At 71.2% G+C, this 13,394-nt stretch carries 8 protein-coding genes; 7 read left to right on the top strand and 1 reads right to left on the bottom strand.

Features of this window, described 5'->3' with window-relative positions; translation table 11 throughout:
* Positions 1–103 precede the first annotated feature (103 nt).
* From ACZ42A_RS20430 to ACZ42A_RS20400, 7 genes are all read left to right on the top strand, one after another.
* A complete protein-coding gene (locus ACZ42A_RS20430) occupies positions 104–1,456 on the top strand; it encodes an ABC transporter substrate-binding protein (RefSeq protein ID WP_468528639.1) in 1,353 nt (450 codons plus the stop codon).
* On the top strand, positions 1,453–2,463 hold the full coding sequence (locus tag ACZ42A_RS20425) for a carbohydrate ABC transporter permease (RefSeq protein WP_468528638.1): 1,011 nt from the start codon (positions 1,453–1,455) through the stop codon (positions 2,461–2,463). The genes ACZ42A_RS20430 and ACZ42A_RS20425 overlap by 4 nt, the downstream gene beginning before the upstream one ends.
* Positions 2,460–3,350, top strand: a complete 891-nt coding sequence (locus ACZ42A_RS20420) for a carbohydrate ABC transporter permease (RefSeq protein WP_468528637.1) — start codon at positions 2,460–2,462, stop codon at positions 3,348–3,350. The genes ACZ42A_RS20425 and ACZ42A_RS20420 overlap by 4 nt, the downstream gene beginning before the upstream one ends.
* 46 nt (positions 3,351–3,396) lie before the next feature.
* Complete coding sequence (locus tag ACZ42A_RS20415) at positions 3,397–5,178, top strand: putative Ig domain-containing protein (RefSeq protein ID WP_468528636.1); 1,782 nt, start codon at positions 3,397–3,399, stop codon at positions 5,176–5,178.
* 15 nt (positions 5,179–5,193) lie between these two features.
* A complete protein-coding gene (locus ACZ42A_RS20410) occupies positions 5,194–8,529 on the top strand; it encodes a putative Ig domain-containing protein (RefSeq protein ID WP_468528635.1) in 3,336 nt (1,111 codons plus the stop codon).
* Between the two features lie 26 nt (positions 8,530–8,555).
* Complete coding sequence (locus ACZ42A_RS20405; protein ID WP_468528634.1) at positions 8,556–9,812, top strand: alginate lyase family protein; 1,257 nt, start codon at positions 8,556–8,558, stop codon at positions 9,810–9,812.
* Between the two features lie 149 nt (positions 9,813–9,961).
* Entirely contained in the window at positions 9,962–11,560 is a 1,599-nt protein-coding gene (locus ACZ42A_RS20400) for a carboxylesterase/lipase family protein (protein WP_468528633.1), read from the top strand.
* Here the strand turns inward: ACZ42A_RS20400 and ACZ42A_RS20395 are convergent.
* A complete protein-coding gene (locus ACZ42A_RS20395) occupies positions 11,442–13,298 on the bottom strand; it encodes a glycoside hydrolase family 127 protein (protein WP_468528632.1) in 1,857 nt (618 codons plus the stop codon). The two genes, ACZ42A_RS20400 and ACZ42A_RS20395, sit on opposite strands and share 119 nt — an antisense overlap.
* Between the last annotated feature and the right edge of the window lie 96 nt (positions 13,299–13,394).

The raw sequence follows: 13,394 nt of genomic DNA, 5'->3' as shown, positions 1-13,394 counted from the left end.
CTGCGGCCACTCGGTCATGGCAACCGGTTGCTACTCGTTACTGCCGCCGATCGTCGGCACGTTTCCCCGCACACGTTCCCCCGAATCAGAAGGTGAGGCGTCCATGCGCTCCCACGCCGGTGCTCCCCCCAGTCGTCGCCGGTTTCTCGCCATGTCGGCGGGCGGCGCCCTGGCCGGTGCCCCGGCGCTCGGCGGCTGCGCCCTCCAGGTGTCCACCGGCGTGAGCGGCGGCTCCGGCGAGACCGTCACCCTGATGGTCAACCCCGACGACATCGCCCCTGAGCTGCTGAAACAGGCCCGGAAGGAGCTTGGCATCCGGGTCGTCACGGTGAAGTACGACATCACCAAGCTGATCGCGATGCTCACCAACGGCACCCCTCCCGACCTGGTCCGCGGCGTCGGCGCGGTCGACGCGCCGTACTTCGCCGCCCGCGGCGTCGCCGAGAACCTGGACCCCTACTTCGCCCGCAGCACCCTCCTCAGGTCCGACGACCTCGACCCCGTCAACGACGTCTGGCGCTACGACGGCACCACCCAGGGCAAGGGCCCGCGCTACGGCATGGCCAAGGACTTCTCCCAGGACGCCATGTACTGGTACAACACCGGGCACTTCGACGAGGCCGGTGTCGAACTCCCCGGCGAGCGCGAGCCGGTGACGTACGAGGAATGGCTGGAGAAGGCCAGACGGCTCACCCGCCGCAAGAACGGCCAGACCACCGTCTTCGGCGGCAGTTACCAGGGCCTCAACAGGGCGATCCTGCTGACCAACCTGACCGCCGCCGCCGGCGGCAGCCTCTTCCACGACGACTTCGCCCGCGTCGACTTCACCACCCCCGAGGCCCGCCGGGCCCTGACCTGGTACATCGACTACTGCAAGGCCCGGGTCGGGCCCAGCCCGGTGGAGCCCGACCCCAACGCCTGGGACGGCCCCACCTACATGGCGAGCCGCATGGCCATGTCGAACAGCGGCTACTGGCTCGGCGGCCTGATCAACACCGACCCGAAGGTGGCGAAGGTGTCCCGGCTCGCCCCCGCGCCCGTCTTCGACGGCGGCCCGCGCCTCAGCTCCTGCCAGGGCGGCACCGGGCTGTGGATGCCGGCGAAGGCCCGCAACAAGGACGCCGCCTGGCGGGTCTTCGAGTGGTTCTTCGCCGAGGCCCCGGCCAAGGCGCGCGCCGCGGGCGGCTGGGGCATCCCCACCCTGAAGTCGCTGCGCCCGCTGATGCCCGCCGCCGACGAACACCAGAAACGGGTGCTCGCCGTGCAGGAGGCCGAGCTGGCGCACTTCTCGGTGGTCTCCTTCACCCCGTACGCCAAATCGGAAGGCCTCGACGCCCTCTTCAACGGGCTCGTCCCCGACGCGATCCGCGGCGGGATGTCCGTCGACACCCTCGCCGGACGTCTGAACGCGGCCATGAACGAGCAGCTCAAGCGCGGTAAGGAGCAGGTGGGATGACCGTCGAGCAGATCCCCTCGGCCACGGACCCGGCCCGGCGGCCCGGCACCCCGGCCGCCGCCGGCCGAGCCCGCCTCGCGTCCCGGCCCCGCCGCCACTCCCTCGACGCCCGCAGACACCGCGCGTTCTACCTCTTCGCCTCCCCGTGGATCACCGGCTTCCTGCTGCTGACCATCGTGCCGATGGGGTACGCCCTGTGGCTGAGCTTCACCACCTTCGACGGCATCTCCCCGAACTGGCGCTTCGTCGGCCTCGGCAACTACCGCGAGCTGCTGGGCGACCCCGTCACCTGGGAATCCCTCAGCCGCGCCGGACTGTTCGCGGTGACGTCCGTCCCGCTGTCCATCGTCGCGGGGCTGGGGCTCGCGGTCCTGGTCAACCGGCCGCTGAAGGCCCGCGGCCTGTTCCGCACCCTGCTCTATCTGCCCGCGGTGGTGCCCCCGGTCGGCGCGGGCATCGCCTTCAAGCAGCTCTTCGACACCAACTCCGGCGCCGCCAACGGCGCCCTGAACCTCTTCGGCATCGACGCCCTCGGCTGGCTCAACGACCCCTACGCCCGCTACGTCCTGCTGATGACCGTGCTCTGGAGCGCCGGCAACATCATGATCATCTCGCTGGCGGGGCTCCAGGACGTGCCCCGAGAACTCCACGAGGCGGCCCGGATCGACGGCGCGAGCGCCTGGCGCGCCTTCCGCAGCATCACCGTGCCCCTGCTGTCCCCGGTGCTGCTCTTCCAGACGGTCACCGGAGTGATCGCCTCCGTGCAGACCATCATGCCGCTGCTGCTCGCCGCGGACGCCACCCCGGCCGGGATCACCAACCTGCCCCGGTCCAACTACCTCTACATGATGCACGTGTTCGCGCAGTACTTCGCCGTGGGCCGGTACGGCTACGCGTCCGCGCTGCTGTGGGTGCTCTTCGTCCTGATCCTCATCGTGACCGGACTCATCTTCAAGGCCACGTCCGGCGTGGTGTTCTACAACGTCGACCCGGAGGCGAAGAAGTGACCGCCAGCAGCCTGCCCTCGACCGCCCCGACATCCTTGGGCTCCTCGGCGTCCGGGACCCGCGTGAAGGTACGCGTCAACCGCCTCGTCCTCTACACCGTCCTCGTCGCCGTCACCGGCCTCTTCCTCGGCCCCTTCGGCTGGCTCGTCATCGCCGGCCTGAAAACCCCCGCCGAACTCGCCGAATCGCCGGTGCGCTGGCTGCCCGAGACCTTCCAGTGGCACAACTTCACCGACGCCTTCCAGCTCATCGACTTCACCGGCTACGCCCGCAACTCCCTGATCATCGCCCTGATCTACGCCACGCTCGTCACCCTCAGCTCCGCCTGGGTCGGCTTCGGCTTCGCCCGCCTCACCGCTCCCGGCAAGAAGGTCCTGTTCGGCATCCTGCTCGGCTCGATGATGCTGCCGCAGATGGTCACCCTCTTCCCGACCTATCTGATCTTCGCCCGGCTCGGCATGGTCGACACCTACTGGCCCTGGGTGCTGTGGGGCCTGTCCGCCGCGCCCTACCTGGTCTTCCTCTTCCGGCAGTTCTTCGCCGGCCTGCCGCGCGAACTGGAGGAGGCCGCCATCGTCGACGGCTGCGGCTACGCCGGCATCTTCTGGCGGATCTTCCTGCCGCAGTCCTGGCCCGCCCTCACCGCGAGCTTCATCATCGCCTTCACCTGGACCTGGGGCGACTTCATCGCCCCGATGCTGCTGCTGTCCACCGACCGCACCACGCTCGCCGTCGCCGTCATGACCACCTACGTCACCGACGCGGGCACGCCCGTCGCCAACCTCCAGGCCGCGGCGTCCGTGATGTACGTCGTCCCCATCCTGCTGATCTTCCTCGTCGCCCAGCGCGGCTTCGTCACCGGCGTGTCCACGACCGGCCTCAAATGACCACCACACCCCTCTCTGTCGTATCTCTTTCCTAAGGACCTTCACCATGAACGACACCCAGGGCTCCGGCCTGAGCCGGCGCACCGTCCTGCAGGCCGCGGGCGCCGCGGCGACCGCCTACACGCTGATCGGCACGGCAGCCGGCAGCGCCGCGGCGGCGGACGACAGACCCGAGGCCGCCGACCGGCTGGTGATCCACCCCGTGCCGGGCACACTGCCGGTCAACACCACCTTCGTGGTCAAGGCCCGCACGCCCGGCGGCCAGTGGAAGCCGGTGCCCGTCCTGCGCGCCACCACGAAGACCATCAACGAGAAGACCGGCGGCGGCGTCATCCGCCCCACCTCGGTCGCGAGCCTGGACTTCTCCGGCACCGTGGAGGTGCAGGTCACCTGGTCGAAGGGAACCATCCCCGCCGCGCGGATCCGGCCCCTGTCGTATGGCATCCGGCCTGAACTCGGCGGCGACACCCTCACCTTCAGCCTCACCGAGCCGCGCAACCTCTCGATCGAGATCGACGGCGACATCTACGGAAACCTGCAGCTGCACGCCAATCCGATCGAGAAGACGCGGCCGGAGCAGGACGACCCGGACGTCATCTACTTCGGTCCCGGCCTCCACACCCCCTCGGGCGGCGTGGTGAAGGTCCCCAGCGGCAAGACCGTGTACCTCGCCGGCGGCGCGGTGCTCAAGGCCCGTGTGGAGTTCGTCCGCGTCGAGAACGCCCGGCTGCTCGGCCGGGGCATCATCTGGGACTCGGACGCCGCCACGCTGGTGCAGTTCTCCAGGAACATCGAGATCGACGGCATCCTCGTCCTCAACCCGAAGTCCGGCTACTCCTGCACCATCGGCCAGTCGAAGCAGGTCACCGTCCGCAACCTGCGCTCCTACAGCTCCGGTCAGTGGGGCGACGGCATCGACGTGTTCAGCAGCGAGGACGTCCTGATCGAGGGCGTGTGGATGCGCAACAGCGACGACTGCATCGCCATCTACGCCCACCGCTGGGACTACTACGGCGACTGCCGCAACGTCACCGTCCGCGACTCCACCCTGTGGGCCGACGTCGCCCACCCAGTGAACATGGGCACCCACGGAAACCCGGACAACCCCGAGACGATCGAGAACATCGTCTTCAGCAACATCGACGTCCTCCAGCACCGCGAGCCGCAGGTCCTCTACCAGGGTTGCTTCGCGCTCAACCCGGGCGACCGCAACCTGATCCGGGGCGTCCGCATCCAGGACGTCCGCGTGGAGGACTTCACCTGGGGCCAGCTGATCAACATGCGGGTCATGGCCAACCGGTACAACGCCGCGCCCGGCCGGGGCATCGAGGACGTCTACGTCCGGAACCTCAGCTACGACGGCACGCACGCCGGCATGGCGATCCTGACCGGCTACGACGCGGACCGCCCCATCAAGAACCTCACCTTCCAGAACCTGACCGTCAACGGCACGGTCATCCACGACAAGATGCGCAAGCCCGGCTGGTACCTGACCACCGACATGGTGCCGGCGTTCGCCAACGAGCACGTGCAGGGCCTCCGCTTCCTGGACGCGGCCACGGCGGCCGCCACGGTGACGCCCGAGATCACCAGTGCGGGGGAGGCGACGGCCACCGCCCGGCAGGTCTTCAACCACCTGGTCACCGCGACCGCGCTGCCGACCTCGTTCGGCGCCGAGGGCCTGCCGAAGGGCCTGGAGTTCGACGACAAGACGGGCCTGATCTCCGGCATCCCGCAGGTGCCCGGAACCTACACCGTCACCGTCTCCGCCACGAACACCGTGGGCACGGCCACCAAGGCCCTCTCGATCACCGTGCAGCACCCCTGAGCCAGGAGTCATACCGTGCAAGCCCTCAGCAGACGGACCTTCCTCGGCGCGGCGGGACTCGCCGGCGTGGCCGGCGGCGGACTGCTGTCCGCCCTCGCCGCCACGCCCGCGTGGGCCCACACCGTCGACGCGGCGTTCTCCTTCGCGCACCCCGGCCTCCTCCACTCCCGCGCCGACCTGGACCGGATGCGGTCCGCGGTGGCGGAGGGCCGGGCACCGATCGCCGCCGGCTTCGCCGCCCTGGCCGCCGACTTCCGGTCCCAGCACGGCTACGTCGTCCGCAACACCGGCCAGATCACCACCTGGGGCCGCGGCCCCACCGACAACACCGCCCAGGCCGTCACCGACGCGGCCGCCGCCTACCAGAACGCCCTCATGTGGGCGATCACCGGCGACGTACGCCACGCCGACAAGGCCCGCGACATCCTGGACGCCTGGGTCGCCTCCCTCACCGGCATCACCGGCGCCGACGGCCAACTCGGCGCCGGTATCCAGGGCTTCAAGCTCGTCAACGCCGCGGAGATCCTGCGGCACAGCGGCTACGACGGCTGGCCCGAGGAGTCGGTACGGCGCTGCGAGCGCTCCTTCACCGACGTCTGGTACCCCGCGCTGTCCGGGTACTGCCTCTACGCCAACGGCAACTGGGACGTCGCGGCGCTGCGCACCATCCTCGCCGTCGCCGTGTTCTGCGACAACCGGGTGATGTTCGAGGACGCCCTGCGCTTCGCGGCCGCCGGCTCGGGCAACGGCTCGGTGCTGCACCGCATCGTCACCGCCGCCGGCCAGGGCCAGGAGTCCGGCCGCGACCAGGCCCACGAGCAGCTCGCCGTGGGACTGCTCGCCGACGCGGCCGAGGTCGCCTGGAAGCAGGGCGTGGACCTCTACGCCTTCGCGGACGACCGCATCCTCGCCAACTTCGAGTACTTCGCCCGCTACAACCTCGGTGACGACTCCGTCCCCTTCACCCCCGACCTCGACCGCACGGGCAAGTACCTCAAGACGGCCGTCAGCGATCGGCAGCGCGCGGTGTGGCGTCCCCTGTGGGAGATGGCGTACGCGCACTACGCCGGCCGGCTCGGCAAGCCCGCCCCCCACACCGAGAAGGTCGTCTTCCGGGGCACCGGCGGGACGCGCGTGATCGAGGGCTACCAGGAGGACCACCCGGGCTGGGGCACCGTCACCCACGCCGGGACGACGGCCGCCTCTCCCACCGCGCCGACGGCCCCCGCCGGGGTCACCGCGACCGCCGACGGCGACGCCGTCACCGTGACCTGGCTGCCGGCCGCGTGGGCGACGACGTACACCGTGCGCCGGGCCACCCGCCCGGAGGGGCCGTACGAGGAGATCGCCTCCGGCGTCGACAAGCCGGTGTACAGGGACACCGGCGTACGCGCCGGACGGACGTACCACTACACGGTCAGCGCCACCAACTCTCGGGGCACCGGCCCGGATTCGCTCCCGACCGCTCTCACCGCGGGTCTCCCCGAACCCTGGTCCACCCAGGACCTCGGCGAGGTGCGGATCCCCGGCTCGGCGGTCTTCGACGGCGAGCGGTTTCTGCTGGAGGCGAGCGGCACCGCCGACACGTACCGCATCGCCCATCTGCCGCTGCGCGGCGACGGCACGGTCACGGCGCGGATCGTCTGGCCGGTCAGCTCCCAGTACTCCAAGCTCGGCGTGACCGTCCGGGGCTCCCTCGACGAGGACGCCGCGCACGCCTCGATGCTGATCCAGGGGCTGCCCCTGCACACCTGGAGCGGGGTGTGGACCGTACGGCCGGAGCAGGGCGCGGAGATCCAGGCGACCGGCTCCACCCCCGTACCGCCCTCCCAGCAGCGGGCGATCACCGTGAACGCCGCCTTCCCGCTCTCCGACCTCGGTGCGCTGCCGGAGTCCGCGACGCCGCTGGAGGCGCCGTACGTCGAGGGCGCGGGGGACGGCTACCGGCTGCGGGCGCCCTACTGGGTGCGGGTGACGCGGAAGGGGCGGCGGTTCACCGGGGCGATCTCGGCAGACGGTATGCAGTGGACAGTCGTCGGCACGAGCGAGGTCGACGGTATACCGCACACCGCATACGCCGGTCTCGTCCTCACCTCCTGCCTCGGCGTCGACCAGCCCTACGCCGAGACCGGCACCGGCGCCTTCGACAACGTCAGCCTCGTCACCGCCTCGGGCCAGGGCGAGTGGACCACCCCGCGCCCCACCCACACCCCCACCGACCTCACCGCCCGCACCGGCCCGGACGCCGTCGAGCTGAGCTGGACCGACCCCGACCTCGCCGCCCGCTACAAGGTGCTCCGCGCCACCGCCGCCGACGGGCCGTACATGACGCTCGCGGCCGGCGTCGGCCCGGTCGGCTTCGGCACTCGTATCCGGTATACAGACGCCACCGGCACCCCCGGCACGACGTACCACTACGCCGTCGCCAAGACGAACTGCGGCGGACGCGGCCCGCTCTCACCCGCGGCGCGCGCGGCCATGCCGACGCCTTCGGCACCCCGGCTCACCTCGGCGGCCGTCGCGTTCGCCAACCAGGGCGCCCCCTTCCGGCATCTCCTGCGCGCCGCCCACGAGCCCGTCCGCTTCACCGCCGACGGCCTCCCCGACGGCCTGCGCCTGGACCGGCGTACCGGCCTGATCACCGGAACCCCCACCGGGACGGGCGAGTTCACCGTCACGACCACCGCCGCCAACGCGGCCGGCACCGCCTCCGGCACCCTCGCCCTCACCGTCGGCACACCCCCGCCCGCCCCCTGGACCCACGGCGACCTCGGCGACCCCGTCCTCGACGACCGGGCCTTCGGCACCTTCGGCGTGGTGGCGATCCGCACGCCCGGCAGCACCTCGTACGCCGACGGCACCTTCACCGTGCGCGGCGCGGGCCTCGACCTCACCGTCAACAACCAGGGCATGACGGGACAGTTCGTACGGCGGACCGTCACCGGCGACTGTGTGATCACCGCCCGGCTGGTCTCCCGCACGGGCGCGAGCGCCGACCGGGTGGGGCTGCTCATGGCCAAGTCGCTGTCGCCGTTCGACCAGGCCGCCGGAGCGATCGTCTCCGGCGGGACCACCGCGCAGCTCATGCTGCGCACGACCGTGGCCGGAAGGTCCACCTTCACCGGGAACGGGGCAGCCACCCTTCCCTCCCTGCTGCGACTGAAGCGCGTCGGGACCGCCTTCACCGCAGCCCTGTCCACCGATGACGGCGCCACCTGGACCCCCCTCGCCGAGGGATCGATCCCCGGCTTCGGTGACGCCCCCTACCACGTGGGCCTCGTGGTCTGCTCACGCAACCCCCAGGTCCGCTGCACCACCGAGTTCGACGAGGTGAGCATCACCCCCATGTAGATCCTCCACGGAATGGAGATGCACGAATGAGCCGCACTTCCCCCCACAGGCACCTCCACACACCAGAGTTGAGCCGCCGCGGTCTGCTGAAGACCGCCGGCGGTCTCACCGCCGCCCTCGCCGTCGGCGGGTCCGCGGCCGTGCTGACGGGCAGCACGGCCGACGCGGCCCCCGCGACCTTCACCCACCCCGGCATGCTGCACAACTGGGGTGACATCAACCGCGCCAAGGTCAGGGTCGCCGAAGGCACCAACCCCTGGCTGTCCGGCTGGAACCGGCTGACCGCCAACTCCCACTCCCAGTCCACCTGGACGCCCCGCCCCACGGCCACGATCATCCGCGGCGGCGACGGCCAGAACTACCCCCAGCTCTACAACGACATCCACGCCGCCTACCAGAACGCGCTGCGCTGGCACGTGGGCGGCACCGCCGCGAACGGCGACTGCGCCGTCCGTATCCTCAACGCCTGGTCGTCCACGCTCACCGAGATCACCGGCAATGCCGACCGGTATCTGGCCGCCGGCCTCTACGGCTGGCAGTTCGCGAACGTCGCCGAGCTCATGCGCGGATACGCCGGGTTCGACCTCAACCGGTTCAAGACGATGATGCTCAACGTCTTCTACCCGCTCAACGACCGGTTCCTCCGCGAGCACAACGACGCCTGCATCACCAACTACTGGGCCAACTGGGACCTGTGCAACATGGCCTCGATCATGGCCATCGGGATCCTGTGCGACGACGGCGCCAAGTACGACCAGGCCGTCGACTACTTCGAGAACGGAGGCGGCAACGGCTCCATACGCCGCGCGGTCCCCTTCCTGTACCCGAACGTCGAGGGCTACGACCTCGGCCAGTGGCAGGAGTCCGGCCGGGACCAGGGGCACACCGTCATGGGCATGGGCCAGATGGGCGCCCTGTGCGAGATGGCCTGGAACCAGGGCGACGACCTGTACTCCTACGACGGCCGCCGCTTCATGAAGGCCGCCCAGTACGTCGCCAAGTACAACCTGGGCATGAACGTGCCCTTCACCACCTACACCTGGGGCAGCGGCCAGAACTGCGCCCAGCAGTCGCAGACGGTCATCGGATCCGGCTCCCGCGGCCAGGTCCGCCCGGTCTGGGCCATGCTCCACTACCACTACAACCGGCGCCTGTACCTCGACGACAAGTACATCGCCCAGATGTGCTTCTCGGTCGCCCCCGAGGGCGGCGGCGGTGACTACGGCTCCACCAGCGGCGGCTTCGACCAGCTCGGGTTCGGGACGCTGATGTACGCGAAGTAGGAGCATTCCGCCTTCGGAATACGGTATACGGTATGCGCCACCCGTGTGCATGCCGTATACCGCCTACCGTCACCCTCCACCGGAATACATCCGCGCGATGCGATGCTCTGATGTGAACGAGCGGCTAGCGCGCGAGGAGCTGGTGGCGGATGACGGCAGGAGACCTGACAGACCGGACAGGCCCCGTGGTCCACACGCCGTACGGGGCCGTACGCGGCGGATACGAACGCGGCGTCGCCGTGTTCCGGGGCATTCCCTACGCGGCACCCCCCTTCGGTCCGCACCGCTTCCGGCCGCCCGTCCCGCCCGAGCCCTGGACCGGGGTCCGGGACGCGCTCGCCTTCGGGCCGACCCCGCCGAAACCGCCCTACTCCGAAGCCTTCGCGCAGTACCTGTCCGACCCGGTCGTGCCCGGCGACGACTGTCTCAACCTCAACGTGTGGACACCTGAGCCGGGCCCCGGGGCCCGGCTCCCGGTTCTCGTCTGGCTGCACGGCGGAGCCCTGACCAGGGGCTCCTCCAGCGTGCCGGTGTACGACGGACACACCTTCGCCCGGGACGGCGTCGTCTGTGTGTCGATCAACTACCGGCTGGGCGTCGAGGGCTACGGACTGTTCCCGGACGCCCCCGCCAACCCCGGCCTGCGCGACCAGCTCGCCGCCCTGCGCTGGGTGCACGAGGCGATCGAGGCGTTCGGCGGCGACCCCGACCGGATCACCCTGGCCGGGCAGTCCGCCGGCGCCATCAGCATCGGCGCCCTGATCGCCGCCCCGCAGGCCCAGGGCCTGTTCCGGCGGGCCGTCCTGCAGAGCGGGGCGCCGGAGGCCGCCGAACGGGACAAGGTACGGCGCATGGTGCGCCGGATGGCCGCCCGGCTGAGGATCCCCGCGACGGCCGAGGCCTTCGCCGCCGTCGACCGGGAGCTGCTGCTGCGCACCCAGGCCGAGGTCGGCCGGCTCAGCAGCCCCGTCCTCGGCGGTCCGGCCTTCGGGATCGTCGTCGACGGCGACCTCGTGCCCCGCGACCCGCTGCAGGCACTGGTCGAGGGCGAGGCCGCGACCGGGGCCGAACTGCTCCTGGGCTGGACCAGGGACGAGTACCGCCTCTGGCTGGTTCCCGGCGGCCTGCTGGAGCGCGTCGACCGGCTCGGCCCCGTGGCCCTCGCCGGTGCCATGGCCCGCTGCCGCACCGGTCACGAGGTGCCCCGCGGCTACCGCGCCCTGCGCCCCGAGGCCGGCACCGCCGAGATCGTCGGCCAGATGGTCACCGACCACCTGCTGCGCCGCCCCCTGCACCGCCTGGCCGACGCCCGCCCCGGAACGTCGTACGTCTACGAGTTCGCCTGGCCCTCCCGGCTGCCCGGCCTCGGCGCCTGCCACGCCCTGGAGCTGGGCTTCGTCTTCGACAGCGGCGATGTGCCGGAGTCGGCCAAGCTGGCCGGCGAGGGCGCCCCGCAGGAGCTGGCCGACGCGATGCACACCGCCTGGGTGCGGTTCGCCACCGACGGGAACCCCGGCTGGGAGCCCTGGGATCCCGCACACCCCGTACGGACTTTCGGCGACGGTGAACCGTATACAGCATACGGCCCACGGGATGCCGAACTCGCCGTGTGGACCGTTGCCCCCGCCGCTACGCCTCCGGAATCCACACCCGCATCGGTCCCGGTCGACGGTTCGCCCACACGCAGTACGGAACCGCGGTCAGTCGTGCGTCTGCTCCGTCGCTCCGGCGGCGACCGTCGGCACTGATGACCGACACCCCGCCCAGCAGTTCCGGCCGGCGCTCGACGGCGAGATGGGCGCCGTACGGCAGCGTCAGCTCGTCGAACCGGACGCCGGGCTCCTGGTCGACGCCCTCCAGGCAGTAGACCAGCGGACCGTACTCGATCGCCACACAGCCGCGTACCGCGTCCACCCGCGGATCGGGCCTGGTCAGCCGGGGCATCAGGTCCAGGTCGAGGGTGAGCGTGTCGCCCGGCCGCCAGCGGCGGCGCAGCCGCAGCCAGCCGGGGGCGGTCTCGGTCGGCGTCTCCCCGTCGGGGGCGGAGGCGGTGAAGTCGGGGCACCAGGAGGGGATGCGGAGCGACAGCGTCCAGTCGGCGTCGGCCGGCGCCTCCTCCACCGTGACCGCGATCCGTCCGTCCCACGGGTAGTCGGTCTCCACCCGGACCCGGCCGCCGCCCGCCTCGTAGACGCCGGTCGCGTACTGGTGCAGCTGCAGGCCCTGCGCGTCGCCGCTCGCCAGGTAGTGGGGGAGCGAGGCGAGCAGCCGCATCACATTGGGCGGGCAGCAGGCGCAGCGGAACCAGGGGGTGCGGCGGGCCGCCTTGTCGGCCTCGTTCGCGCCCTCGTACTCCTCACGCACCTGGAGCGGATTGACGTACAGCCAGCTGTCGCCGTCGAGGCCGACACCGGACAGGAAGCCGTTGTAGAGGGTGCGTTCGATCAGGTCGGAGTACTTGGCCTCGCCGGTCAGCAACGCCATCCGCCACGACCACTGGATGGACGCGATCGCCGCGCAGGTCTCCGCGTAGGCCCGGTCCGGCGGCAGTTCGTACGGCTCGCCGAACGCCTCGCCCTCGTGCCGGGCGCCCACCCCGCCGGTCAGATAGGTCTTCGCCGACACCATCGCGTCCCACAGTCGCTCGGCGACCGCATACAGTTCACCGTCGCCCGTCTCCGACGCCAGATCCGTGACCCCGGCCATCAGATACAGCTGCCGTACGGCGTGCCCGGCGACCGACGTCGCCCCGCGCACCGGCGTGTGGTCCTGCCAGTAGGCGCTGCCCAGATGCGGGTTGACGTCCGGGTCGAGCAGGCTGTGGCCGCGCCGGTCGACGAAGTACGCGGCGAGGTCCAGCCAGCGCCTCTCGCCCGTCTCCCGGTACAGCTCCACCAGCGCGGTCTCGATCTCCGGATGGCCGCACACCCCGTCGATCGCCTTGTCCGGGCCGAACACCGCGTCGACGTGCGTCGCGAACCGCACGGCCACGGCGAGCAGATCGAACCGCCCGGTGGCCCGGTGGTGGGCGATGCCGGCCTGGAGGAGATGGCCGGCGCAGTACAGCTCGTGGCCCCAGCCCAGCTCCCGCCACCGCCGGTCGGGGTGGGCGACCTGGTAGTACGTCTGGAGATAGCCGTCGGCGTCCTGGGCGTCGGCCAGCAGGCGGCTCAACTCGTCGATGTCGCGGGCCAGTTCCTTGTCGCCGGGCTCGTCGGCGAGCTGCCAGGAGGCCGCCTCCAGCCACTTGTGCACATCGGAGTCCTGGAACGGGAAGTCGCCGGTGAAGGCGCCCTCGCCCGCGGCGGCGGCCCGCAGGTTCGCCAGGTTCCCGGCGCTCTCCAGCCGTTCGGGGCCCTGCGGAATGCTCGCCTCGGCGTTGGTCCGCCGACGGGCCGCCCAGAATCCGCCGGTGATCCGCGCGGCGGCCGGTGGGCGCAGGGCGGTGCGGGCACGGGCGGTGGGGCGGATCGGACCGGTGCTCATGGGTGCGGGACTCCCGTTGTCTGCCCGATGTCTCCCGTCGTCCCCTGGCGCCGGACACGGATGGAAACCGGTTGCTGTCCTGGAGAGGATAGGGAG

Source organism: Streptomyces sp. NPDC030838 (assembly GCF_055572035.1).
Note: the sequence above shows the minus strand (reverse complement) of the source record. Positions and strands in the feature narration are given on the sequence as shown.

Excerpts from the sequence above, each read along its gene's own strand:
- ACZ42A_RS20395 (WP_468528632.1), bottom strand. The coding sequence starts at position 13,298 with ATGAGCACCGGTCCGATCCGCCCCACCGCCCGTGCCCGCACCGCCCTG.
- ACZ42A_RS20405 (WP_468528634.1), top strand. The coding sequence starts at position 8,556 with ATGAGCCGCACTTCCCCCCACAGGCACCTCCACACACCAGAGTTGAGC.
- ACZ42A_RS20430 (WP_468528639.1), top strand. The coding sequence starts at position 104 with ATGCGCTCCCACGCCGGTGCTCCCCCCAGTCGTCGCCGGTTTCTCGCC.
- ACZ42A_RS20425 (WP_468528638.1), top strand. The coding sequence starts at position 1,453 with ATGACCGTCGAGCAGATCCCCTCGGCCACGGACCCGGCCCGGCGGCCC.
- ACZ42A_RS20415 (WP_468528636.1), top strand. The coding sequence starts at position 3,397 with ATGAACGACACCCAGGGCTCCGGCCTGAGCCGGCGCACCGTCCTGCAG.
- ACZ42A_RS20400 (WP_468528633.1), top strand. The coding sequence starts at position 9,962 with ATGACGGCAGGAGACCTGACAGACCGGACAGGCCCCGTGGTCCACACG.